Source organism: Kribbella swartbergensis, from assembly GCF_054784135.1.
Map to the genome: position 1 here is coordinate 118,672 of NZ_BAAGPM010000041.1, position 22,762 is coordinate 141,433.

General features: G+C 69.9%; 23 protein-coding genes. 7 read left to right on the top strand and 16 right to left on the bottom strand.

Features of this window, described 5'->3' with window-relative positions:
• Nucleotides 1-87: 87 nt before the first annotated feature.
• The 4 genes from ACYVOK_RS33505 to ACYVOK_RS33520 form a co-directional block, all read right to left on the bottom strand.
• Nucleotides 88-444, bottom strand: coding sequence for a DUF3817 domain-containing protein (locus ACYVOK_RS33505; protein WP_460666610.1), 357 nt, complete (start codon nucleotides 442-444; stop codon nucleotides 88-90).
• The gene (locus ACYVOK_RS33510; protein WP_460666611.1) at nucleotides 441-1,355 is read right to left on the bottom strand and encodes an SURF1 family protein; all 915 of its coding nucleotides are present in this window, start codon (nucleotides 1,353-1,355) and stop codon (nucleotides 441-443) included. The genes ACYVOK_RS33505 and ACYVOK_RS33510 overlap by 4 nt, the downstream gene beginning before the upstream one ends.
• A 7-nt stretch (nucleotides 1,356-1,362) precedes the next feature.
• The gene (locus ACYVOK_RS33515; RefSeq protein WP_460666612.1) at nucleotides 1,363-2,310 is read right to left on the bottom strand and encodes a D-alanine--D-alanine ligase family protein; all 948 of its coding nucleotides are present in this window, start codon (nucleotides 2,308-2,310) and stop codon (nucleotides 1,363-1,365) included.
• 134 nt (nucleotides 2,311-2,444) lie between these two features.
• Nucleotides 2,445-3,755, bottom strand: coding sequence for an aminotransferase-like domain-containing protein (locus tag ACYVOK_RS33520; RefSeq protein ID WP_460666613.1), 1,311 nt, complete (start codon nucleotides 3,753-3,755; stop codon nucleotides 2,445-2,447).
• Nucleotides 3,756-3,951: 196 nt separating this feature from the next.
• Here ACYVOK_RS33520 and ACYVOK_RS33525 point away from each other — a divergent pair, with 196 nt between their 5' ends.
• The 4 genes from ACYVOK_RS33525 to ACYVOK_RS33540 all read left to right on the top strand — a co-directional run bounded on the left by ACYVOK_RS33525 (nucleotide 3,952) and on the right by ACYVOK_RS33540 (nucleotide 5,988).
• Nucleotides 3,952-4,143: a hypothetical protein gene (locus tag ACYVOK_RS33525; RefSeq protein WP_460666614.1), complete on the top strand. Its 192-nt coding sequence runs from the start codon at nucleotides 3,952-3,954 to the stop codon at nucleotides 4,141-4,143.
• Between the two features lie 82 nt (nucleotides 4,144-4,225).
• Nucleotides 4,226-4,882, top strand: coding sequence for a GNAT family N-acetyltransferase (locus tag ACYVOK_RS33530; RefSeq protein ID WP_460666615.1), 657 nt, complete (start codon nucleotides 4,226-4,228; stop codon nucleotides 4,880-4,882).
• A gap of 5 nt (nucleotides 4,883-4,887) precedes the next feature.
• The gene (locus ACYVOK_RS33535) at nucleotides 4,888-5,295 is read left to right on the top strand and encodes a DUF2784 domain-containing protein (RefSeq protein ID WP_460666616.1); all 408 of its coding nucleotides are present in this window, start codon (nucleotides 4,888-4,890) and stop codon (nucleotides 5,293-5,295) included.
• A 30-nt stretch (nucleotides 5,296-5,325) separates the two neighbouring features.
• Nucleotides 5,326-5,988 (top strand): permease prefix domain 1-containing protein, encoded by a 663-nt coding sequence (locus ACYVOK_RS33540; protein ID WP_460666617.1) that lies wholly within the window; start codon nucleotides 5,326-5,328, stop codon nucleotides 5,986-5,988.
• Here the strand turns inward: ACYVOK_RS33540 and ACYVOK_RS33545 are convergent.
• Nucleotides 5,968-6,294: a PadR family transcriptional regulator gene (locus ACYVOK_RS33545; RefSeq protein ID WP_460666618.1), complete on the bottom strand. Its 327-nt coding sequence runs from the start codon at nucleotides 6,292-6,294 to the stop codon at nucleotides 5,968-5,970. The genes ACYVOK_RS33540 and ACYVOK_RS33545 overlap by 21 nt on opposite strands.
• Before the next feature lie 78 nt (nucleotides 6,295-6,372).
• On the opposite strand from ACYVOK_RS33545, the gene ACYVOK_RS33550 reads away from it, so the two are divergent.
• On the top strand, nucleotides 6,373-8,523 hold the full coding sequence (locus ACYVOK_RS33550) for an MMPL family transporter (protein ID WP_460666619.1): 2,151 nt from the start codon (nucleotides 6,373-6,375) through the stop codon (nucleotides 8,521-8,523).
• Between the two features lie 61 nt (nucleotides 8,524-8,584).
• Here the strand turns inward: ACYVOK_RS33550 and ACYVOK_RS33555 are convergent, their stop codons facing one another.
• The 8 genes from ACYVOK_RS33555 to ACYVOK_RS33590 form a co-directional block, all read right to left on the bottom strand.
• Nucleotides 8,585-9,709 carry an N-acetylmuramoyl-L-alanine amidase gene (locus ACYVOK_RS33555; RefSeq protein ID WP_460666620.1) on the bottom strand — a complete coding sequence of 375 codons (1,125 nt, stop codon included), beginning with the start codon at nucleotides 9,707-9,709 and terminating at the stop codon, nucleotides 8,585-8,587.
• Between the two features lie 43 nt (nucleotides 9,710-9,752).
• A complete protein-coding gene (gene trxA, locus ACYVOK_RS33560) occupies nucleotides 9,753-10,070 on the bottom strand; it encodes a thioredoxin (RefSeq protein ID WP_460666662.1) in 318 nt (105 codons plus the stop codon).
• Between the two features lie 41 nt (nucleotides 10,071-10,111).
• Nucleotides 10,112-11,107, bottom strand: coding sequence for a thioredoxin-disulfide reductase (gene trxB, locus ACYVOK_RS33565; protein WP_460666621.1), 996 nt, complete (start codon nucleotides 11,105-11,107; stop codon nucleotides 10,112-10,114).
• 143 nt (nucleotides 11,108-11,250) lie between these two features.
• Complete coding sequence (locus tag ACYVOK_RS33570) at nucleotides 11,251-12,015, bottom strand: anti-sigma factor family protein (protein ID WP_460666622.1); 765 nt, start codon at nucleotides 12,013-12,015, stop codon at nucleotides 11,251-11,253.
• A 135-nt stretch (nucleotides 12,016-12,150) separates the two neighbouring features.
• Nucleotides 12,151-12,882: an RNA polymerase sigma factor SigM gene (gene sigM, locus ACYVOK_RS33575; protein WP_460666623.1), complete on the bottom strand. Its 732-nt coding sequence runs from the start codon at nucleotides 12,880-12,882 to the stop codon at nucleotides 12,151-12,153.
• Nucleotides 12,879-14,525, bottom strand: a complete 1,647-nt coding sequence (locus ACYVOK_RS33580; RefSeq protein ID WP_460666624.1) for a protein kinase family protein — start codon at nucleotides 14,523-14,525, stop codon at nucleotides 12,879-12,881. The genes sigM and ACYVOK_RS33580 overlap by 4 nt, the downstream gene beginning before the upstream one ends.
• Nucleotides 14,526-14,686: 161 nt before the next feature.
• On the bottom strand, nucleotides 14,687-16,333 hold the full coding sequence (gene murJ / locus ACYVOK_RS33585; protein ID WP_460666625.1) for a murein biosynthesis integral membrane protein MurJ: 1,647 nt from the start codon (nucleotides 16,331-16,333) through the stop codon (nucleotides 14,687-14,689).
• Nucleotides 16,326-18,662 carry a DUF6049 family protein gene (locus ACYVOK_RS33590; protein ID WP_460666626.1) on the bottom strand — a complete coding sequence of 779 codons (2,337 nt, stop codon included), beginning with the start codon at nucleotides 18,660-18,662 and terminating at the stop codon, nucleotides 16,326-16,328. The genes murJ and ACYVOK_RS33590 overlap by 8 nt, the downstream gene beginning before the upstream one ends.
• A gap of 24 nt (nucleotides 18,663-18,686) precedes the next feature.
• Between ACYVOK_RS33590 and ACYVOK_RS33595 the strand changes: the two genes are divergently transcribed.
• Nucleotides 18,687-20,147: a CCA tRNA nucleotidyltransferase gene (locus ACYVOK_RS33595; RefSeq protein WP_460666627.1), complete on the top strand. Its 1,461-nt coding sequence runs from the start codon at nucleotides 18,687-18,689 to the stop codon at nucleotides 20,145-20,147.
• Here ACYVOK_RS33595 and ACYVOK_RS33600 read toward each other — a convergent pair.
• A complete protein-coding gene (locus ACYVOK_RS33600) occupies nucleotides 20,144-20,917 on the bottom strand; it encodes an aminotransferase class IV (RefSeq protein WP_460666628.1) in 774 nt (257 codons plus the stop codon). The two genes, ACYVOK_RS33595 and ACYVOK_RS33600, sit on opposite strands and share 4 nt — an antisense overlap.
• A 40-nt stretch (nucleotides 20,918-20,957) precedes the next feature.
• Here ACYVOK_RS33600 and ACYVOK_RS33605 point away from each other — a divergent pair, with 40 nt between their 5' ends.
• Complete coding sequence (locus ACYVOK_RS33605) at nucleotides 20,958-21,563, top strand: hypothetical protein (protein WP_460666629.1); 606 nt, start codon at nucleotides 20,958-20,960, stop codon at nucleotides 21,561-21,563.
• Here the strand turns inward: ACYVOK_RS33605 and ACYVOK_RS33610 are convergent.
• Both ACYVOK_RS33610 and ACYVOK_RS33615 read right to left on the bottom strand, forming a co-directional pair.
• The gene (locus ACYVOK_RS33610) at nucleotides 21,560-22,018 is read right to left on the bottom strand and encodes a GNAT family N-acetyltransferase (protein WP_460666630.1); all 459 of its coding nucleotides are present in this window, start codon (nucleotides 22,016-22,018) and stop codon (nucleotides 21,560-21,562) included. The two genes, ACYVOK_RS33605 and ACYVOK_RS33610, sit on opposite strands and share 4 nt — an antisense overlap.
• A 112-nt stretch (nucleotides 22,019-22,130) precedes the next feature.
• Nucleotides 22,131-22,718 (bottom strand): TetR/AcrR family transcriptional regulator, encoded by a 588-nt coding sequence (locus ACYVOK_RS33615; protein ID WP_460666631.1) that lies wholly within the window; start codon nucleotides 22,716-22,718, stop codon nucleotides 22,131-22,133.
• Nucleotides 22,719-22,762 lie beyond the last annotated feature (44 nt).

Consider the following 22,762-nt stretch of genomic DNA (forward strand, 5'->3'; position numbering starts at 1 on the left):
GGCTCGGCGTGGGGAAATTGCCGGAGGGGGTCTGGTGCCTACCGGACGCGTGAGCGAGCGCCTGTTGGAGCGGGGGTGGGTGGTGGGTTAGGGGTGGGTGAGTTCTTGGGTGGTTTTGCGTTCGGCGTAGAAGGAGAGGAAGGGGATGGTGCCGGCGAGGGCGATGAGGATCAGGCGGGCGAAGGACCAGCGGACGCGGCGGAACAGGTCGAAGGTGGCCAGTAGGTAGACCATGTAGAGGAAGCCGTGCATCGGGCCGATGATGTCCATCGCGCTGGGGTCGTCGGCGAAGTACTTCAGTGGCATGGCCACGAAGAGCAGGAGCAGGAGCATCACGCCGACGATGTACGCGATCACGCGGTAGCGCGTCAGGGCGCCGCGGACGGCCGGGGTGAGCGGCTTCTTGGGCGTGGCGGAGGTGGCGGGGTCGGCTGGTGAAGTCACGTTGAAACGGTACCGCTTGACTTCACACGCTCCTCGTCCTGGTTGCCCCACGGATCGGTGGGATCCACCGCGGTGGTCGGGGACGAGGGGTCGGCGGGATCCGGGGCTGAGGCGGGGGGTTCGGGGTCGCCGTCGGGGTTGGGGCGGCGAGCGTCTTGGACCATGCGGGTCCACATCCAGAGGGTGAAGGCGGCGAAGACCCACCACTGGAAGGCGTAGGCGACGTTCCGGAGGCCGGCGTGGTCGGTCGGGGGAGCGGGTGGGGGTACGACGGCCGGCGCGGGGCGGGGCGTCGTACCAGAGTCGATGGAGGCCTGTACGACGAACGCGTCGTAGATCCGGTAGTCGACCATGTCGACGATCGTCGGGATGCGCAGCGACTGCAGGACGCGGCCGTTGACCGCGTCGCCGGAGGAGTCCTGGGCTTCCGAGGCGGCGATGGCTCCGGTCAGCTGCACGGGGCCGGAGGGGGCGCGGGCGGCCGGGTCGGAGACGGACGAGACCCAGCCGCGCACCACCATCACCGCACCCGCGTCAGCCGAACTCGTGCCCGGCGAGCCGGGGGTTGTGGGGGTCAGGATTACGGGGGTGACGACCCAGAGGCCGGTGGTGGGGCCGTGGCGGCGGTCGGTGATGAAGAGTTGGTCGGCGGGTGGGCCCCAGGTGCCGGTGACGGTGACGCGGCGGCCGACGGCCTTCGCCGGGAGGCCCTCGTCGATGGAGAAGAGCGACTGCAAAGGTACCGGCGGTGCCTCGGCCCGTTTGGCGGTCGCGGCGGCGGTCTTCGACTGGTAAACGTCCAGCTGCCACACGCCCATCACGGACATGACGGTGGCGATGGCCAAGGCCAGCAGGAGCAGCCCGAACCACCGCGGCGTCAGCACCGTCCGCCAGAAGGACCGCTCGGGCATCAGGACCTCAACGTGCCGCGGCGGCAGCCAGCAGGTCGCGGCACAGCACACCCAGTTCGATCCCGGCGGCTTCCGCGGCCAGCGGCACCAGTGACGTCTCCGTCATCCCCGGCGCCACGTTGACCTCGAGGAACCACGGAACTCCGGACGCGTCGACGACCAGGTCCGACCGCGACAGGTCCCGTAGCCCGAGCGCCTGGTGCGCCGTCACGGCCGCCTCAGCGCAGGCCGATGCGACAGCGGCATCAAGACGTGCTGGTACGACGAACTGCGTGGCGCCGGCCGTGTAGCGCGCCTCGTAGTCGTAGAACCCCGAATCCGGCCGGATCTCCACCGCCGGCAAGGCCCGCGGCCCGTCGCCGGTGTCGACAACCGTCACCGCGACCTCGGTCCCGTCGATGTACTTCTCGATCAGCGCGACCGGCCCGTACGCGTAGCAGTTCACCATCGCCGTCGGCAGTTCCTCCACGGACCGCACGATCGACGCACCCAGCGCCGAACCGCCGCGAGCGGGCTTCACCACCAGTGGCAGGCCGACCTGACGGACGACTGCCTCCATCAGAGCCGTCGCGCCGAGCTCTCGGAACGTGTCGTGCCCGAGCACCACCGACGGGGGAGTCCGCAGCCCGGCAGCGGAGACCATGGTGGCCGCGACCGGCTTGTCGAAGGCCGTCCGGCAGGCCTCCGCGGCCGCGCCGACGTACGGAACGCCGTACAGGTCGAGGACCTGGCGGAGGGCGCCGTCCTCGCCGGTGACGCCGTGCAGGACGGGGAAGACCGCGTCCGGCGGGTCGTCGCGGAGCCGTTCGACGAGGGTGGCGTCGACGTCGCGCTGCTCGACTTCCACACCGACGCTGCGCAGGGCGTCGGCGACCCGCCGGCCGGACCGGAGCGAGACGTCCCGCTCGTGGGACAGTCCGCCGGCCAGTACCAGCACTCGACCAAGATCACTCATCACACATATCCCGATCACTCGTGGGCGACTCCGGCACGGTCGCCGGTCCCGAGGCCCATTGGAACGGTACCGCTACCGCGCTCCCGGACCTCCGGCCGCCCGTGGATCCATTGCGCAAACTTTGCGCGGGACCCTCAGCTCAGCTCCGGTCCCGGAGCGTCGTAGTCGCGTCCCGGACCCGGTGTCAGCGGCCCGAACGTCTGCCGCAACTCGAGCTCCTCGTTGACCACCGCGGCCAGCCGGCCGACACCTTCGACGATCCGCGACGGCGTCGGATGACAGTACGACAGCCGCATGCACTGGGAGCCGAATCCGTCGGAGAAGAAGGCGGTCCCGGGGACGTACGCCACCCGTGCGGTCACCGCGCGCGGCAGCATCGCCTTGGCGTCCAACCCGTCCGGCAGGGTGAGCCAGACGTAGAACCCACCGCCCGGCCTGGTCCAGGTCGTTGCCGCAGGCATCTTCTCGGCCAGCGCCGACAGCATCGCGTCGCGGCGCTCCCGGTACATCTCCCGGAACTGCTTCACCTGCCCGAGCCAGTCATGCCGGCTCAGGTACGACGAGATCGCCAGCTGGCTGAACACCGGCGGACACAAGGTCGCCGATTCCTGTGCCAGCACGAGCTTCTCCCGTACGGCGTGCGGCGCGACCGCCCAGCCGACCCGGAACCCTGGAGCGAACGTCTTCGAGAACGAGCCGAGGTAGATCACGCCCTCGCGGTCGTCGGCGCGCAACGCGCGGTACGGGTCGCCGTCGAACCCGAGCAGCCCGTACGGGTTGTCCTCGAGGACGAGAAGCTCGGCCCGCTGGCAGATCTCCAGCACCCGGCGGCGCCGCTCCGCGGACAGCGAGACACCGGCCGGGTTGTGGAAGTTCGGGATCGTGTAGAAGAACTTGATCCGCTTGCCGGCCGCCCGGACCGACGCGATCGCCTGCTCGAGCGCCTCCGGTACGACGCCGTTGTCGTCCATCGCGACGTGGACGACCTCGCACTGGTACGCGCGGAAGACGCCGAGTGCACCGACGTACGACGGCGCCTCACAGATCACCACGTCGCCGGGATCGCAGAACACCCGGGTGACCAAGTCGACCGCCTGCTGGCTGCCGACGGTGACCACGACGTCGTCCGGGTGGGCGTCGATCCCCTCCAGCCGCATCACGTCACAGATCTGCTCCCGCAGTACCGGATCGCCCTGGCCGGAGCCGTACTGCATCGCGGTGGAGCCGCTGTCGATGACCAGGTCGCGGACCGCGCTGCCGACCACGTCCAGCGGCAGGCCGCCGATGTTCGGCATGCCGCCGGCCAGCGAGACCACCTCGGGGCGGCTGGCGACCGCGAACAGGGCGCGGATCTCGGATGCCGTCATGCCCTTGGTCCGGGCTGCGTACCGGTCGACGTAGTTGTCGAGACGGGTCTGCCGGACATCGGGCAGGTCAGCACTCACGAAGCCACTCCAACGGTGATCGAGGGGGAAGTCACCAGGCTACGCCGACCGACCCAGGTGTGCCTGGGCTGTGGATCGGCGCTACCTCTCACTACCATGCCTTATAGGGGCAGGTTCGACCATGCCGTGATCTGGCTGCTGAGACGGCCGGGCGGCAGGGTGTGGCCTGAGAGGTGGACGCGGAAGGCAGGATCGGATGAGCGTGGGCAAGGCAGCCGGATGGACGCTCGGCGGACTGCTGCTGGGTGTGCTGGCCGGGTTCGCCGGCGAGCTGTTCCGGCGGCAACCGGCCGCGAAGGTGCAACAGCGGTACGTCGCCCCGGAGGCGGCGGAGACCCCGGACGCGCGGCGGCCGGCACCGGCAGCCGCGGCACCGGCGGCACGATGAGCCTCCCGACGACCCGCAGGACGACACTCACCGTGACGAAGACCACAGTCCGTACCCGCCAAGGCAGGGACAGAGCACGCTGATGGCTCGACGGCTCGAACCGCTCACGCTCGCCAACCTCGACGAGCTCCCGGTGCCGTGCCGTCACTGCGTCTTCTGGGAGCTCGACCCGGTCGCGGCCAGGCAGGCCGGCCGCACCGGGGACACCGCCTTGGAGAAGGAAGCGTGGCTTTCCCAGGTGCTGCTCGACTGGGGCAGTGCCGGCGTCGTCCTGTACGTCGACGACGAGCCGGCCGGGTTCGCGGTGTACGCGCCCGCAGCGTACTTGCCGCGGATACAAGCCTTCCCCACCGCGCCGGTCAGCCCGGATGCCGTCGTACTGGCGACCGGGCGGATCCTGCCGCGGTACCTGGGGCTCGGGCTGGGCAAGATCCTCGTCCAGGCGGTCGCCAAGGACGTGCTGAAGCGGGGGTTCCGGGCCGTGGAGGCGTTCGGCGACTCGCGCTGGGACGGACCGGGCTGTGTCTGGCCGACCGAGTTCCTCCGCGCGGTCGGGTTCGGCGTGGTCCGAGACCACCCGCGCAATCCGCGGCTGCGGCTGGACCTGCGGTCCGCGGTCACCTGGCGCAGTGAGATGGAGGCGGCGGTGGAGCGGCTGATGGGCGCCATCCGCCCCGAGCCCACGCCACCCGCGCCGGTGACGGTCCGGGACGCCCTGACCCGCACCCCGGCAGGCTGACGACCATGGCCTGGCGCTTCCTCGGCGACGTGATGGTGGTGTTGCACGGCGCCTTCCTGCTGTTCTTCGTACTGGGCGGGTTCCTGGCCTGGAAGTGGCCGAAGGTGATCTGGGCGCATCTGGCGGTCGGACTCTGGAGCCTGGCTATCGTCGTCATCGACTACGACTGCCCGTTCACCGGCGTGGAGAAGTACTTCCGCCGCCTGGGCGGCGAGTCCGTCTACGGGGCCGGCTTCATCAATCACTACCTGGACGGCCGGATCTGGCCCGAAGGCGCGACCCCGACCGCGGAGAAGGTCGGCTTCGCGCTGCTGATCATCTCGTACGTCGGCTTCTTCGTCCTGCGCCGCAGGCGTCGCCGGGCGGCCGCTCAGGCCGATGTCAGGGGTGACTCAGTGGGACCCCGGACGTGATCGGAGTGGGCGGTCTCCATACTGGTAGTCGTGTCCAGCCGTGTAAGCACCCTGACGCCGGTCGACGCGTACCTGACCGACCTGGGTCGCGCCCTGCCCGGTCCGCGCCGGCGTAAGGCCGATCTGCTGGCCGAGGCGCGGGACCACCTGGTCGACGCCACCGAGGCCTTGGAGGCGGACGGTCTCGACCGGAACACTGCCGAACGCGAGGCAGTCGCCGACTTCGGCGAACTCGACGAGATCGTGCCGGGCTACCGCGCCGAACTGGCGGTCAGCCAGAGCCGGCGGACCGCGATGCTGCTGTTCCTGGTGCTGATCGCGCAGCCGCTGGTGTGGCGGGAAGGTGTCTGGAGCTGGAATCAGGACCCGGTCCGGGAGAGCCCGCTGAACGACTTCCTCCAGGTCCTGGTCCGGAACGTCGGCATGGTGACGATCGCCGGTGCGGTCCTGGCCGTGATCGCTGCCGGCGTCGGCATGCGGTACCCGCTCGTCCGGGACCACGTGAGCCGGGCGACCGCACTGTTCGCGATCGCGACCTCGGTGGTGATCAGCGCGATCGGGGTCGCGATGGCCACGACCAGCACACACTCGGCCGCTCTGCTCGACTACGCGGTCGTCAGCGGTTTCGTCGTACTGCCGCTGCTCGTCGTCGGCCTGCAGGCCGGCCGCTGCCTACGCCTGGCCCGGGCGTAGCACCCCTTCCACCACGGCACGGAAGCTCAGCCACTCCTGCTTGCCTGAGGCAAGCATTTTCCGGCCCGCGCTGGTGAGCTGATAGGTCCGGCGCTTCCGCCCGCCCACCGTGCTCCACTCACTGGCCAGGTACCCGGCTCGCTCGAGCCGTCGCAGGGCCGGGTACAGCGTCCCGGTCGGGAGATCCAGTTCGCCACCGCTGCGCTCCAGCAACGCTTCCATGATCGCGTAGCCGTGCAGCGGCTCGTCCTCGACGACGGCCAGGATCATCGGGTCGAGGTGTCCTCGCAGCGCATCCGCCTTCATGTAGCCAGTCTACTCATATGTCTGTTAATGTCGAGAGGCAACATGTAGCTAACCTACTTATCAAGGGAGGCGCAAGCCATGACCGTGGACACTCCAGTACGACGACCACCCGGGAAGGACGGTGGACGTCCCGGGCTGCTGCACCGGGTGTCCGGCTGGTCGATGCGGCACGCGGTCCTGGCGGTGGTGCTCTGGGTGGTCGCTCTCGCCGGCGTCACCGCGGCCTCGTCCGTCATCGGCGACAACTACCGCAACGACAACTCATTGCCGGGGACCGACTCCCAGCGGGTGACCGACATCTTCCGCGAGCACCAGCCGCAGGGCGACACCGCGTCCCTGCAGATCGTCGTGCACGCCGAGGGCGGTCTGCAGCCGCAGAAGCAGCGGATCGCCTCGATGCTGACCGCGGTGGGCGACCTCCCGCACGTGGCGTCGGTGGCCGACCCGTTCACCGCGCCCGGATCACTCTCCCAGGAGGGGCGTACGGCGTACTCGACCGTCGAACTGGACGCCTCGACCGAGGACATGCCGGTGGAGGACGTCCGGACGATCATCGACCGGTCGCAGGAGTTCGCCGGAACCGGACTGCAGGTCGAGGTCGGCGGTGAGCTGGCCCGGGCGGCGGCCGAAAGCGAGGGCGGGGCGGCCGAAGGCGCCGGAATGCTGGCCGCCCTGGTGATCCTGGTGTTCCTGTTCGGATCGTTGCTAGCGGCAACTCTTCCGCTGCTGACCGCGGTGTTCGCCGTCGGCGCGACGCTCGGCCTGCTGGTACTCGGCTCGCACGTGTTCACGGTGCCCGACTACACCGCGCCGGTGATGATGCTGGTCGGTCTCGGTGTCGGCATCGACTACGCGTTGCTGATCTTCTCCCGCTACCGCCACGAGTTGCTGAAGGACGGCACCGACCGGGCGACCGCGTCGATGGTTGCCCTCGACACCGCGGGCCGCTCGGTGATGTTCGCGGGCTGCACCGTGGTGATCGCGCTGCTCGGTCTGCTCGCGCTCGGACTCGGTGCACTCCAAGGTGTCGCCCTCGGTGTCACCCTGACCGTGCTGATGACGATGCTGGCCGCGGTGAGCTTGCTGCCCGCTCTGCTGACCCTTTTCGGCAAGCGGATCGAGAAGAGTGTCCGCAAGCACGCCGCGAAGAAGCGCCGTACCCACGGCGACGGCTGGCGGAAGCTGGCCGCCGTGGTGCAGCGCGGACCGTGGGTGCCGCTGGTGCTCGGAGTGGTCGCGCTGATCGCGCTGTCCTTGCCTGCGTTGGACATGCGGCTCGGGTTCGCGGACGCCGGGACGGACGACCCGGCGAAGACCAGCCGCAAGGCGTACGACCTGCTGGCCCAAGGATTCGGGCCCGGCTTCAACGGTCCGCTGGTGGTCGTGTCCGAAGGGGACCAGGCTGCCGCGCAGGCGCTCGGACAGGCCCTGCAGCGGGATCCGAACATCGCGGCGGTCACTCCACCGCAGCAGACGCCCGACGGGAAGATCGCCACTGTGCTGGCGTTCCCCAAGTCGGCGCCGCAGGACGCGGCGACCAGTGAACTCGTGGAGCGGCTGCGCGACGACACGTTGCCGGCCCTCGAGTCGCAGACCAGGGCCAACTACCTCGTCGGTGGTGCGACGGCCGCGGCCGACGACTTCGCGTCCGCGGTGAGCAAGCGACTGCCGATCTTCGTCCTGGTCGTCGTCGGGTTGTCGGCGCTGCTGCTGATGGCGGTGTTCCGGTCGATCCTGATCCCGCTCAAGGCAGCGGTACTCAACCTGCTCAGCATCGGGGCGTCCCTCGGTGCCATCACACTGGTCTTCCAGCAGGGCTGGTTCGGTGCCCAGCCGGGCCCGATCGAGGCATTCGTCCCGGTGATGATCTTCGCGATCGTCTTCGGCCTGTCGATGGACTACGAGGTGTTCCTGGTCTCCCGGATGCACGAGGAATGGCGTCGTACCAGGGATGCGAAGGAAGCCGTTCGGGAAGGCCTGGCGAACACCGGCAGCGTGATCACCGCGGCGGCCGCGATCATGATCGTGGTGTTCGGCGCGTTCCTGCTCAGCCCGGACCGGATGCTGAAGCAGTTCGGTCTCGGCCTGGCGACCGCCGTACTGCTGGACGCCGTCCTGATCCGGTGCGTCATCGTGCCCGCGATCATGCGGCTGTTCGGAGACCGGGCGTGGTGGCTGCCGCGCGGCCTCGAACGAGTGCTGCCGCGAGTCGAGCTCGAGAAGGACTGACCCCGAACGGACGCGGGCCCTGGCGAGGCTGGACACCTGCCTGGGCCCGCGTCGCGCGGTCTCAGACGGTCAGTTGGCCGAAGCGGAGCATGCCGGTCGCGGCGTCCTGCTCCGGCGGCAGGTAGACCCGCTGGATCGCGACCACGATCGCCTCGGCGACCACGTCGCGGAAGGCAGGGTCGGCGAGCCGGGCCGAGTCGTGCGGGTTGGTGATGTACCCGATCTCCAGCCGGACCGCCGGCATCTTGGTGCGCCGCAGCAGGTCCCAGGTCTTGGCGTGGGTCCGGCAGTTCAGCAGGTCGGTCCGCGCCACGATCTCGCGCTGGACCAGGCCGGCGAACTGCTCTCCGACGCTGGACGAGGCTCCGTGCAGATCATTGCCGTAGTAGTACGTCGCGACGCCCTGCGCCTCCGGGTTCATCGACCCGTCGGTGTGCAGCGACACACACAGGTTGGCGTCCGTCTCGTTCGCGAACGCGGCCCGCGCCAGCTCGTCCGGCCCCTGGTCACGCCCACGGGACAGATACGCCCGTACGCCGGTCGCCCCCAGGCGGCCCTCGATCCGGGAGGCCAGGTCGTACGCGACGTCGGACTCACGCAGCCCGAAACCCTCCCAGCCGTAGTCGAAACCGCCGTGGCCCGGGTCGATGACCACGGTCTTCCCGGACAGCCGCGGGCCGGCGGCCCGCACCGCCTCGGAGGCGCGCAGGGCATCCGGCCGTCCGCCGGTCGCCATCGGCTTGATCCGCTGCAGCGCCTTGAACGTCGACGGGCCGCACGTGCCGTCGGCCGGCAGTCCCATGTTGCGCTGGAACTCGGTCACCGCCCGCTGGGTGTCCGGACCGAAGATGCCGTCGATCCGGGCCACCGCGAAGCCGAGCTCCTGCAGTTTCGCCTGCAGCGCGAGGACGTCGTCACCGGTCAGCGGATGCGACGGAACGTACGTCAGCAGCCGGTCGCCCAGCCGCCAGCGCGCGTCGTCGATCGCCCGGTACGTCTGCGGGCCGACGATCCCGTCGATCATCAGGCCGCGTTGCTGCTGGAAGCCCCGGACGGCGTGCGCGGTCGCTTCGTCGTAGACGTCGTGGCCGCCCTCCAGCAGTCCGAGCCGCTGGAGCTTGCCGATGATCTCGGCGACCGCCTCACCGCTGTCGCCGATCCGGTACACGCCGTGGGGGCCTTCCATCAGTGCTCCTTGCCGTGGCGGACGGGATGTCCTGGTCGATCGGTCAGGACGTGAAGTCGGCCAGTTCCCTCAGCAGCGCCGCCTTCGGCTTGGCGCCGACGATGGACTTGGCCAGCTCACCGTTCACGTAGACGTTGATCGTAGGGATACCGGTGACGCGGTAGTTGCTCGGGGTGACCGGGTTCTCGTCGACGTTCATCTTCAGGAAGGTGATCTTGTCGCCGTGGTCCTGGTTCAGCTCCTCCAGGATGGGGGAAACCTGGCGGCACGGACCGCACCACTCGGCCCAGAAGTCCACCAGCACCGGCTTGTCGCTCTTCAGCACGGTCTGCTCGAACTCGGCGTCGGTGACGGCCTTCATCTTCTCGCCCACGGGCGTAACTCCTTCAGTGGTTGTCAGGTTCAGACGGTGACAGGCTCGGTGACGATCGTGGTCTCACGGGCGGCAGCGGTGGCCTCGTGCTCGAGGGTGGCCAGGAAGCGCTCGGCGTCCAGGGCGGCCGCACAGCCGGTGCCGGCGGCGGTGATCGCCTGCCGGTAGGTGTGGTCCACCAGGTCGCCGGCCGCGAACACGCCGGGCAGGTTGGTCTCGGTGCTGCCCTCGCGGGTCAGGACGTAGCCCTCCTCGTCCAGCCGCACCTGGCCCTTCACCAGCTCCGACCGCGGGTCGTGGCCGATCGCGATGAACAGGCCCGTCACCGGCAGCTCCCGGGTCTCACCGGTCACGGTGTCCCGCAGGGTGATGCCGGTCAGCTTGTCGTCACCGTGGATCGCGGCGACCTCGGAGTTCCAGGCGAACTCGATCTTGTCGTTGGCGAACGCCCGGTCGGCCATGATCTTGGAGGCGCGCAACTCGTCGCGCCGGTGCACCAGGGTGACCTTCTTGGCGAACCGGGTCAGGAAGGTGGCCTCCTCGACGGCCGAGTCGCCACCGCCGACCACCGCGATCTCCTGCTCCCGGAAGAAGAAGCCGTCGCAGGTGGCACACCAGGACACGCCATGGCCGGACAGCCGATCCTCGTCAGGCAGTCCGAGCTTGCGGTACCCGGAGCCCATCGCCAGGATCACGGTCTTGGCCCGGTGCACGGTGCCGGCCGAGTCGGTGACCGCCTTGATCTCACCGGTCAGGTCCATCGCCACGATGTCGTCCGCCACCAGTTCGGCGCCGAAGCGCTCGGCCTGGGTGCGCATCTCGTCCATCAGCGCCGGGCCCATGATGCCCTCGGAGAAACCGGGGAAGTTCTCCACCTCGGTGGTGTTCATCAGCGCGCCACCCGCGGTGACGGAGCCCTCGAACACGAGCGGCTCGAGCCGGGCACGCGCGGCGTACACGGCGGCGGTGTAACCGGCCGGACCTGAGCCGACGATGATGACGTTGCGGACTGCGGAGTCGCTCATGCAGGCGTTCCTCGTGTCGTCGAGACTGGTACGTCGTACTCAACGGATCCTAGAGGCCGACCATTCCCCCCTGACCGGGGCGGTGGTGTGGGGATGTGTCAATTACCGTACCCACCGCCGGGCCGGGACAGTCCGGAGGCGCCTCAACGATTGCGCAGTGTCACCGTTGTGTCGTAGAACGGGCTCGCAACCCCACCAGGCTCGCTACATCCAGTGACCACGAAGACCTGGATGTCCCGCGCCGAGCCGCCCTGCAGCCCGATCATGGTGGCTCGCCGGCCGTCGACCTTGACCGGCTGCACCAGCCGGACCTGCGGGTTCGGCCGGCCGGAGGCGAAGACCCGGGCGCAGGAGATCTCGGCCGCGGAGCCGTTCAGCAGCGGGTCGTTCGTGCTCTCCAGCCAGCGCTGCGCGTCCGGGCCGACGTCACTGGCCGACATCGACGGTACGCCGGTCGGCAGACTGGTCGGGCTGCCGAGCCCGGCCTGGCTGTCGGCGGCCTGGTCCTTGGTGGCGATCACCACACCGACCCCGATCGCGGCGATCACCACAACCGCCGCCGCGGCGCTGAGCAGTTTGGGCAGGTGCCGGTGCGGCTCCTCGCGGATCTGGACCAACGAGTGCACGCCCACGGTGGACGCGCGCAGCACGGACTCGGAGACGATGACCTGGTCGAGGTGCTCGGCGATGTCGGCCGGCATCGGGATGTCCGTCCGGCCCTCGTCGGCGAGGTCCTCGGACAGTTGCACGAGCGCGTCGTAGGTCTGCTGACACTCGGGACACGCCTTCACGTGTTCACGAGCGCGATGCGCCTCGGCCGCCGGCAGCAGGTTCTCGATCAGGTCGGCGATCGTGTCCGTGTCCAGGTGCTCGAGGTGCTCACTGGCCGGCAGACCGGGATCGGTCATCGTGAACTCGCCCCCTCACGGGAGGCGCCCGGAAGCGGTCGCAGAATCGGGCGCAGAGTGGTCATCGGAATACTCCGGGTCGAGGCATCACTGGCAGGTCGCAGTTCTGCGACTCCGCTTCGACGGAGTACCCGTTCATTCGGTTCCCACCGCTTCCGCGGCGGTCTTTTCGGGTACGTCGGACTCGCCCGAACCGCCCCGGGTCGTCTGCCAGTGCCGCAGCAGCGGCAGCAGCCGGGCCCGCCCGCGGGCGCAGCGGCTCTTCACCGTACCCGGCGCGCAGCCCAGGATGGCGGCCGCTTCCTCGATCGAGTAGCCCTCCATGTCGACCAGGACGAGGGCGCTGCGCTGGTCGGAGTTGATCTGCTTCAGCGCGTTGAGCACGTCCAGCCGGCGCTCGCGGACCTCGGCCGGGTCGTCCTCGGCCGGGCCGGCCAGCTCGGCGGCGCGGTCCTCGTCCTCCGGCAGCGGGTCGGCGGCGCGGACCTGGCGGCGGCGGATCCGGTCCAGGCAGGCGTTCACCACGATCCGGTGCAGCCAGGTGGTGACCTTGGCGTCGCCGCGGAACGAGTCGGCCCGGCGGAACGCCGAGATGAACGCCTCCTGCAGCGCGTCGGCGGCCTCCTCCGGCTCACCCAGGGTCCGGATCGCGACCGCCCACATCCGGTCCCGGTGCCGCCGGACCAGGACCCCGAACGTGTCCGGGTTGCCGGCCACGTGCAGCCGAAGCAGCTCGTGGTCGTCCATCTGGTCGTAGTTCACCGGCCCAGCATGCTCTCCGGACAGGGCAACCGGCTCCGCCGCGCCGATCCGCGGGATGTCCGACCGGGGCGGTGGGGTCGGACCGGAACTGAGGTCGGAGGTCATTTCTGGATTGTGACCTCTGAGATCTCGCCCCGGTACTTGCCGCCGTCCTTCGGCAGCTTGGTCAGCCAGACCAGGACGTACCGCGTCTCGGTCGGCTGCGACGGCGTGAGCGTCGTCGTGCCCTCGGGCCGGTCCTCCTGCGTCGCGACCGCGGTCCAGCCGCTCGGGGTGGCCGGCGACGAACTCGTGTCGTCCTTCGGAACCATCAGTTCGAGGCTGGTTCCGTCACCCTCGAGCACGACCGACACCTTGGAGACGGTGGTCGGCGCCCCGAGGTCGTAGATGATGCCGACGCCCGGCTTCTGGCCGCCGAGGTTCGCCCGGCTGTACGACATCGTGGTCCAGGTCGTGCTCGCCTTGCCGTCGTAGGTGTTGCCGACCTCCTCCGGGTGCTCCTCGCCGTTGCCGTCCGGCTTCGGGTCGAAGTCCTTGGCGCCCGCGATCTTGGCCGTTCCACCGGTGGCCGACGGAGTGGTACTGGTCGCCGGCGCGCTCTTGTCGCCGCTGCCGGCGTCGTCGGTGCCCTGGTCGTTGTTCATCGCGCCCTTGAGCAGGAACTGCGCCATCGCGATCACCGACAGCAGGGCGAGGACGGCGAGCAGGATCAGGATCCGGCCGCCCCACGAACCCTTCGGCTTCGGCTCGTCGGGACGGCGCCGGTGGCCGTTGCCGTTCGGCGGCGGCGGCGCCTGCCGGCGGACCGGACGCGTCTCGGCGGCGGTCGGGTACGCCGCGTGCTCCTGGCCGTTGGACTCGTACGCCGGAGGCGTCGGGGCCAGCGCGGGCGGGGTCGGCGGGACGATCTGGGTGGCGTCGTCGATGCTGCCGTTCTGCCGGGCGATCGCGACCGTCTCGTCCATCTGGCTCGGCGGCTCGTGCGAGCTGCCGACCACACCGGACAGCGCGGCGGACAGGCCGGCCGCGCTCGTGATCGGCGGCGCGTGGTGCCGCGGCGGGTTGCCGAGCAGTCGGTCGGTGATGTCGTCCAGCGACCGCGGAACGCCGGCTCGCACCTGCCGCGGGCTCAGCAGCCGGCCGTGCTCCACCGGAGCGGGTTGCAGACCCCACGCCGGGGCGGGGCCGGGCCACCGGCCGGTGAGCGAGGCGTAGAGGATCTGTCCGAGGGCACGGACGTCCTGCTCGGGCGAACCCGGGCCGGTCGAGCGCAGCGCCGCCTCGGTGGCCAGACCGACGACCTTGATGGCTCCGGCATCGGTGACCACGACCGTCGCCGGGCTGATCGAGCCGTGGGCGTGACCGGTGCGGTGCAGGTTTTCCAGCGCCTCGGACACCTCGCGGGCCAGCCAGCCGGCCTGCTGACCGGTGAGCGGGCCGCTGCCGAGCATCCGCTCGAGCGGGCGGCCGCCGGCCCATTCACGGACGCAGTAGGTGACGCCGTCGTACACGTCGCAGTCGAGGACGCGGAGGAAGCGGGGGTCGGCCGCCGCGGCGGCGCGCCGGGCGGCGTCGAAGAGCAGGTTGGTCCGCGGATCGCCGACCGGCAGGACATCCACGACGACGGCCCGGCTGAGCACCTCGTCCACTGCCCGCCAGACCCGCGCACCGTCGATCTCCGCGAGTAGCTCGGCGATCCGGTAGCGGCCGGCGAGCAGGGCGCCAGGACTGACGGTCTGGTTCGACACGGTGTCTCTCGCCCTCCTCGATGCACTGGTCGGCCTGCGTCTGGCGCCCGGATCCGGTCGGCGGGGACCCGGTCGCGATCAGCCCGGCGGCCCGATCGCAGCCCCCATGCTAGTGCCCCCGTCAGCTACTGAGGTGCGCACGAGTGCACAAGCGGATCGGTTCAGCGGCGACCCGGGAGCTTCGATGTGACCAGCGACACCACGTCGTTGACCTCGTGGATCCGCAGTACCCGGGCGATCCCCGCATACACGGGCAGCATCACGGCGGCTGCGACCGCGAGCTGGAGCAGGGCACCCAGCGGGCCGGACCAGTCGACGACGAGGGCCAGCAACCACAGCGCACCCCGGCCGGCACCGACCGCGAACGCCGCGGCGATCACCATCGCGAGCAGCGGCAGCCCGATCCCGGCGCCGTGCACCCGTGGGACCTTCCGCCGCAGGACCGGGCGGGACAGCAGTACGGCGACCAGGTAGGCCAGCGCGAACGCCGCGCCGAGCACGACACCGCTGAACCGGAGGTGCTCCTCGTCCAGCAGCACCCGGACCCCGACCACGGCCGCCGCGATGTTGGTCGCCGCGATCACGCACTGCAGGAAGAACGGCGTACGGGTGTCCTCGAAGGCGTAGAACGTGCGCAGCTGGAAGTACTGCACGGTGAACGGGACGATGCCGAGCGCCAGCGTCACCAGCGTGTACGACATCAGTGTCAGGTTGTTCTTACCGGAGCCGTAGCCGGCGATCACCGTGACGATCGGATAGGCGAACGCGATCATCGCCGCCGCGGCGGGTACGACGATCGCCAGCGCCTGCCGGGTCGAGCGCGCCGACAGCCGGGCCACCTCGGTCACATCGCCGTCGGCCGCGAGCGACGACATCTGCGGCAGCGCGGCGGTCGCCAGCGACACGGTGACGATGCCGTGCGGCACCAGGATGATCAGCATCGCCGTGCTGTACGCGAACAGACCGGCCTTCGCACCCGGGTCGTTCGACGCACTCCCCGCGATTGCCAGCTGGGTGACCACGACCAGGGTCACCTGGTTCACGGCGACGAACAGCACGGTCCAGATGCCCAGCCTGGCGGTGTGGCCCAGGCCGGTGCCGCGCAGGCCGAACTTCGGCCGGTACCTGTGCCCGCTGGCCTTCAGGTACGGCAGCAGCACCAGCAGCTGTACGGCGATGCCGACCGTGTGCCCGAGACCGAGCAGCAACTCCTCGCCGTGACTGTAGGTGGCCGGGTTGTCGCCGGTCCGGTACACCAGCAGGAACACCACGATCGACGCGCAGGCGACGAGGTTGTTCGCGATCGGCGCCCACATCATCGGGCCGAACCGGCGCCGCGCGTTCAGCACCTGGCCGACCAGCACGAACGCGCCGTAGAAGAAGATCTGCGGCAGGCAGAGCCGGACGAACATGATCATCGACTCGCGCTCGGACGCCCGGGACGGGTCGTGCAGCTCCTTCGGCAGGTAGAGCTCGGCGATCAGCGGCGCCAGCAGCACGCACGCCACTGTTACCACGGTCAGTACGACGAAGCCGAAGGTCAGTACCCGGTTGGTGAAGTCCTGGCCGCCGTCGTCGTGGTTCTTGATCGCCCGGACCAGCTGCGGCACCAGCACGGTGTTGAACACCCCGCCGGCCAGCAGGATGTACAGGCTGTTCGGAATCGTGTTCGCGGCGGTGAAGATGTCGCCGCGCAGTGCGGTGCCGATGGCGGCCGCGAGCAGGGCGATCCGGACGAATCCGAGCAGGCGCGACAGCACAGTTCCGGCTGCCATCACCGCCGCGGATCGCAGGGTGCGGTCAGCCATCCTTCGAACCGACTCCTTCTTTCAGGGACGCGTCCGCCGGAGTCTCCGGGGCGGATTCCGGTACGCCGTTCGCCGGCGGCTCGGCCGAGTTCACCGGACCTGAGTCCGGCGCCGCGCCGGGCCCGGGATCGATCGGTTCCGGGTGCAGCGGGTCGGTGGCCGGCCCGGACGGTGCCGGGTTGCGGCGCTCGGTCCGGACCCGCCGGTAGATGCGGACGAACGACGTACCGAACAGCAGCGCGACGGCGGCACCGACCAGGACCCAGCCGACACTGCCGTACTGCGCGGCCTCGATCACCAGCTCCTGGGAGTTGCCGACCGGGCGGCCGGACGCGGTGATCACCTGGGCGTTCGCCCGGATCAGGCCGTTCTGCTCCGCACTGGCCCGGATCCGGTACGTCGCCTTCTGCTTCGGCGGCAGGATCAGCGTCTGCAGCGGGGCGATCCGCAGGTCGGTCCGGTTCGCCGGGGTGACCACGATGCCGACCCGGACCGATTCGCTCAGCTCGTTGCTGATGGTGAGCGGGAACGTGCCCTGGCTACCGGCCAGGTTGACCTTGATCTCGCGGCGCAGGCCCTGGTCGACACTCGAGTTGACCAGGCGCACCTTGCCGAGCTGCTGGTTCACCGAGCCGGTCTCGATGGCGGCGAACTGTTGCGCCTCGTCGGCGTACCCGCGCCAGCCGTTGGACGCCGAGCGGAGCCGCCCGCGCTCGATGTTCTCGTCCATGCGTTCCGGCGCGGTCAGCAGGTTGCGGAAGGTCAGCGTGGCGTCGTTCAGCCGTTTGACGGCGTCGAGCTGGCCGCTCGTGAGGGCTGGGTTGGACCGGGGCGCGTTCGGCGCTGTGGTGGCCGGGGGTGTCTTCGGGGCGGCGGCGACGATCTGGTTGACGTCGGTCTGCGCGATCCACGGCAGCGCCAGGTCACCGGCCAGCGCCGCGGTGGCGAGGCCGTCGGCGTCCCAGCCCCGCGGCGGCAGCGCGACGACGGACACAGGGCTCGTGCCACCGGTGGCCAGCAGCGCAGTCTCGGCCGCGAACCGCTGCCGGACCTGGAGCGGGCTGTCGCCGGTGTCCGGGTCCGGACCGCCGGCGGTGAGCGCCGAGTTGGCGATGACGGTGCGGACCAGCTTCTTCGGGCCTTCGGGGGTGATGACGTTGTAGACCGGTGACGGCGTCAACGAAGGCCGCTCGCCGGACACCCAGGCCGAGCTGTTGACCAGGTTGAGGTCTTGGTCGGTCGAACCGCGGAAGCCGGTCGAGGCGGCCGCGAGGTAGCGGCTCCGGGCCGAACCGTTCTCCAGCCACAACCCGTTGGTGAAGGCGGGTGGCACGGTGGAACCCGGCGCGAGGATGTACTCCTCGCTGGCGGCGCGGGCGTCGCCGACGATCTTGCTGACCGGCTCACCGGCGTCGATCAGGCTGGCCACGTCCGGGTCGCCGTACGGGAGCAGGACGACCTGGTTGCCCCGCGCGCGGCTGGCGTCGAACTCCCTGAGCCACGCGGTCACGACCGCCTGACCGGTGCCGTCCGTGTTCCGGTTGCCGTCGGCGTTGACGAAGTACCCGTTCTTGATCTGGCGTGCCTCGTCGAGCATCGCGGGGTCGACCAGCCAGGTGACCTTGCGGGTCTTGCCGAGCTCGAGCAGTCGGCCGAGCGGTCCGGTCGGCGCCATCGCCTCGGCCAGCGAGTCGTTCGCGAACCGCTTCCCGCCCAGCTGGGTGGGCCGGTGGCGCAGCGGGACGACGAGCGCGGTGTTCACCTTGCGGGTCAGCGGCTGGTCGCCGATCACCGGCATCAGCGTCCGGGCCCGGCCGGCGGTCAGCCGGTCCTTGCCCTCCGGCTGGCCGCGGAACACGACACCGACGACGTACACCCCGGTCTGCCTGCTGATCTGCCACTCGTTCCACGGCACCGTGAGGCTGAACTGAACCGTCTGCTTGGGGGCCAGCGGCTGCCCGAACTGCTGGAACGTCCCGGACTCCGGCTTGGTCAGGCGCTTGCAGCTGTCCCGGTCGTTCATCGCCCGGTCCTGCTCGGTGGGGATCGCGGCGATGTCGGCGTTGGTGGCCAGCCGGTCGCGGTCGATACACGCCAGCGCCTGGGGGTCGTGGAACGTCTCGGAACTGGTGTTCGTCACCCGGCCCTTGATCAGCACGGCCTGGCCGGGCTTCGGCGCGACCGGGCCGAACGAGTCGATGGTGACGTCGACGACCGGGTCCTCCACCGGCGCCGCGGACGTCGGCTCGGTCCCGAGAACCGCTGCCGACGCAGCGATCAGCAGGCCCGCAACCGCCGCAGCGGAGAGCCTCAGTCGCCGTCTCAACACGCCGTCACCGTAACCTAGTTTCCCGTGTCTCCATTCGCCGACCAGTCAGCCTCCGCCGGATCGTTGTCCGCCATCCAGCGGCAGGCGGTCCAGTCCCTGCTGCGGATCGCGCCGGTCGTCGACGAACTCGGTGCGCGGTTCGCCGGCGCCGGGCACGAGATCGCCCTGGTCGGGGGCCCTGTCCGGGACATTCTCCTCGGTCGCGGGAGCAAGGACCTCGACTTCGCCACCTCGGCGCACCCCGACGTGATCGAGCGGTTGCTGTCCGGCTGGGCGGACCACATCTGGGACATCGGCAAGGCCTTCGGCACGATCGGCTGTCGCAAGGGTGAGTGGGTGCTGGAGATCACCACGTACAGGTCGGAGTCCTACGATCCCACCTCGCGCAAGCCGGAGGTGTCGTACGGCGACACCCTCGAGGGCGACCTGGCCCGGCGGGACTTCGCGATGAACGCGATGGCGGTCCGGCTGCCGGAGCGCACCTTCGTCGACCCGTACGGCGGTCTCGAGGACGTCGCCGCGAAGACGATCCGGACCCCCGGCACCCCGGAGGACTCGTTCTCCGACGACCCGCTGCGGATGATGCGGGCGGCCCGGTTCGCCGCGCAGCTCGGGTTCACCCCGGACCGGGCGGTGGTGGCCGCGATGACCGGGATGGCCGAGCGGATCACGATCGTGTCGGCCGAGCGGGTCCGCGACGAACTGATCAAGCTGGTCTGCTCCGACCACCCGCGGATCGGCCTCGATCTGCTGGTGTCCACCGGGCTGGCCGAGTACGTGCTGCCGGAGCTGCCGGCGCTGGCCCGCGCCGAGGACGAGCACCACCGGCACAAGGACGTCTACCAGCATTCGCTCACCGTCCTCGACCAGGCCATCGACCTCGAATCCCGTCTGTCCGTTCCGACGCCGGATTTCGTCGTTCGGTTCGCCGCGCTGATCCACGACATCGGGAAACCGAAGACCCGGAAGTTCGAGGGCGACCGGAAAGTGACGTTCCACCACCACGACGTGGTCGGCGCGAAACTGGCCCGGAAGCGGATGAAGGCGCTGCGGTTCAGCAACGAGCAGATCGAGCAGGTCAGCAAGCTGATCGAGCTGCACCTGCGGTTCCACGGCTACGGCACCGGTGACTGGACCGATTCCGCCGTACGGCGTTATGTCCGCGACGCCGGCGACCAGCTCGAGCGCCTGCACGTGCTGACCCGCGCCGACTGCACCACCCGCAACCGGCGCAAGGCCGAGGCGCTCCGCGCCGCATACGACGACCTCGAGGCCCGGATCGAGCGGTTGAAGGAGCAGGAGGAGCTCGACGCGCTCCGCCCGGACCTCGACGGCAACCAGATCATGGAGATCCTCGGGATCCCGCCGGGGCGCGAGGTGGGGCAGGCGTACAGGTTCCTGATGGATCTGCGTCTCGACGAGGGTCCGCTGGGCGAGGAGCGCGCTCGCGAGGAGCTCCTGCGCTGGTGGGCCGAGCGCTCCTAGATCTCCTGCGCGGGCACGGCCGCGTACGCCTTCGCGATCACCTCGGCCGACGGCGTGTGCTCGTCGTACGTCGTCGTGCCGTTGCTCGTGGTGATCGACGCGACGGGCAGGGCCGGGTCGATCGAGTTGGTGAGGTAGGCGGCGTCGTACGCCGGGAGATCGGCGAGCGTCACCCGGCTCGTGGTGTGCGTGTCGAGGCCCCGTTGGAGAACCTGCTGGCGGATACCGGCGAGGACCGGGGCGTCCGGGAACACCAGGGTGGTGCCGCGGGCGAAGCAGATGTTCCAGATCGAGGCTTCGGAGACCTCAGCGGCGGAGTTGTGGAAGATCGCGTCGTCGTAGCCGGCGTTCCTGGCCTGGTTCGCGTAGTAGACGAGGTCGAAGGTGCCGGTGTGTTTGAGGTGCGGGACGGCACGTTCGTGCCGGAGCGCGAGCAGGCGGAGGGGCTGGGTGCCCGGCTCGACCGCAGGGCCGACCCGGACGAGGAGTTGCAGTTCGGTGGTCTCGAAGACGTTGACGCGGATCGAGACGTCGCCGGAGCCGGCATGGTCGAGGGCCGCCCGGAGGTCGGCGCGGACCCGGTCCGCGGACAGCGGCCGGCCGAACACCTCGCGGGAGCTCCGGTCGAGGCGTTCGAAATGCAGGTCGAGACCGTCCACCTTCCCGTCGCGGACCTGCATCGAGGTGAAGTGGCCGTAGCTCGTTGCTTTGAGCAACCCGGGGTCGACGGTCCGCAGGGGTACTCCGTTCAGCAGCAGTGACTCGTTCACGGTCCCAGTCTGACCTGATCCCCTGGTCTACCCTCGCGCTGTGGACGTGTTGAGCATCATCGGGTGGGGCGGATCCGCACTCGTCGTACTGTCCCTGCTGCGACTGCGGATGCTGAACCTGGTCGGGTGCGTGGTCCTGGTCGGCTTCAACGCGGCGATCGGGGTGTGGCCGATGGTCGGGATGAACGCCGTCCTGGCCGTCATCAACGTGGTCCACCTGTGGCGGCTGCTCCGGCATCGGCACGACCAGGCCGAGTACGAGGTGCTCGAGGTCAACGGGGACGACGCGTACCTCCGTCACGTGCTGCGCTCACACGAAAAGGACATCAGCCGCTTCAACCCCGGCTTCGCCGCGAGCGACAGCCCGTACGCCTTCCTGGTCCAGCACGGCGACCGCACCGTCGGCGTCGTCCTGGCCCATGACGCCGGCGACGGCCGCGCACAGATCGACCTCGACTACGTCCTGCCCAAGTACCGCGACTTCACCCCCGGCGAGTTCGTCTACCGCCGCAGCGACGTCTTCACCGGGCACGGCTTCCGCCAGGTCCTCGCCCCGCCTCGCATGCGCGAATCCAAGCCGTACCTCACGAAACTCGGTTTCCGCCCAGAAGGCCGCCACCTGGTCCTCGACCTCCCGAAGGCTTAGAGGTCCTTCGCGAAGCAGAGCGAGGCGGGTTCGTTCTCGAACGGCGGGTACGGCGGGATCGAGGTGTAGCCGTGGTTGGTGTAGAGGGCGATCGCTTCCACCTGGCGGGTGCCGGTCTCGAGGCGGAGGCGGGTGAGGCCGGCGGCCCGGGCCTGGGACTCGACAGCGGTGAGCAGGACTCGCGACAGGCCCCAGCCGCGAGCCGACGGGTCGACGTACATCCGGTTGATCTCGCCGAGGCCGGGAGAGACAGGCTGCAGGCCGACGCAACCGACCGGGTTGCCGTCGAGCAGGAGCATGGTGAAGGAGATGTCCGGGTGGAGGGCGACCAGCGGCTGGTCCTCGCCGTACATCGCGGACAGTTCGGCCTGCTGGGCCGTTGTCAGCGCCACCAATGCAGGGTCGGTGCCGGGAACCGCGCGCAGTTCCATTCCCTCGATCAGCTTCACCGTCATGCCGCCAGACGGTAGCAATCAGGCATGACGCTCCTGTTTCGTCTTCCTCTCCGCCTCACCGGACAGCGTGAGGAGAGCTCAGCCCGTCCGGCCGGCTGAGCCAACGGACGGGTCAGAGTTTGCGGAGGGCCTCGAGGGCGGCGATGGCGTGGTCGACCAGTTCCTCGTCGGTGCTCGGGCGCTGGCCGGCCGGGAGTCCCGACCACTCGATGGCGAGGTCCTCGACGTACGCGAGCCAGGCGTGGACCGCCATCCGCTCCGGTGCGGCCGGCTGGGAGGCGACGTCCGGGGAGCCGATGAGCTCGAGGACGCGGGCGGTGAGGCCGGCGCGGGTTTCGGCGTACACCTCGACGACGTAGTTGTCGCCGCCGGCGGCGCCGCGGACGAACGAGATGTAGGCGTCCCGGCGCCGGGTGATGAAGGCGACGAACGCCAGCAGCATCTGCCGCAACTGCTCCGGCGGCGGCAGCGACTCGTCCGGTTTGGTGACCCGCAGCAGCCGGCGACCGGCGGCCTGGATCACCGCGACGTAGTAGTCCCGCTTGCTCGGGAAGTAGTGGAACAGCAGGCCGCGCGAGATGCCCGCTTGGCCCGCGACCGCGTCGATCGACAGCTCGTGAATCGGTTGCGTTCGCAACATCATCAGGCCGATGCGCACCAGTTGCCTGCGGCGGTCCTCGGCTGTCCAACGCTGACTCACGCTATTGAGCATTGCTTAGACGCTGCGCTACGGTCAAGGCGACC

Excerpts from the sequence above, each read along its gene's own strand:
- ACYVOK_RS33510 (WP_460666611.1), bottom strand. The coding sequence starts at position 1,355 with ATGCCCGAGCGGTCCTTCTGGCGGACGGTGCTGACGCCGCGGTGGTTC.
- ACYVOK_RS33515 (WP_460666612.1), bottom strand. The coding sequence starts at position 2,310 with ATGAGTGATCTTGGTCGAGTGCTGGTACTGGCCGGCGGACTGTCCCAC.
- ACYVOK_RS33525 (WP_460666614.1), top strand. The coding sequence starts at position 3,952 with ATGAGCGTGGGCAAGGCAGCCGGATGGACGCTCGGCGGACTGCTGCTG.
- ACYVOK_RS33530 (WP_460666615.1), top strand. The coding sequence starts at position 4,226 with ATGGCTCGACGGCTCGAACCGCTCACGCTCGCCAACCTCGACGAGCTC.
- ACYVOK_RS33535 (WP_460666616.1), top strand. The coding sequence starts at position 4,888 with ATGGCCTGGCGCTTCCTCGGCGACGTGATGGTGGTGTTGCACGGCGCC.
- ACYVOK_RS33545 (WP_460666618.1), bottom strand. The coding sequence starts at position 6,294 with ATGAAGGCGGATGCGCTGCGAGGACACCTCGACCCGATGATCCTGGCC.
- ACYVOK_RS33550 (WP_460666619.1), top strand. The coding sequence starts at position 6,373 with ATGACCGTGGACACTCCAGTACGACGACCACCCGGGAAGGACGGTGGA.
- ACYVOK_RS33555 (WP_460666620.1), bottom strand. The coding sequence starts at position 9,709 with ATGGAAGGCCCCCACGGCGTGTACCGGATCGGCGACAGCGGTGAGGCG.
- trxA (WP_460666662.1), bottom strand. The coding sequence starts at position 10,070 with ATGAAGGCCGTCACCGACGCCGAGTTCGAGCAGACCGTGCTGAAGAGC.
- trxB (WP_460666621.1), bottom strand. The coding sequence starts at position 11,107 with ATGAGCGACTCCGCAGTCCGCAACGTCATCATCGTCGGCTCAGGTCCG.
- ACYVOK_RS33570 (WP_460666622.1), bottom strand. The coding sequence starts at position 12,015 with ATGACCGATCCCGGTCTGCCGGCCAGTGAGCACCTCGAGCACCTGGAC.
- sigM (WP_460666623.1), bottom strand. The coding sequence starts at position 12,882 with ATGACCTCCGACCTCAGTTCCGGTCCGACCCCACCGCCCCGGTCGGAC.
- murJ (WP_460666625.1), bottom strand. The coding sequence starts at position 16,333 with ATGGCTGACCGCACCCTGCGATCCGCGGCGGTGATGGCAGCCGGAACT.
- ACYVOK_RS33610 (WP_460666630.1), bottom strand. The coding sequence starts at position 22,018 with ATGACGGTGAAGCTGATCGAGGGAATGGAACTGCGCGCGGTTCCCGGC.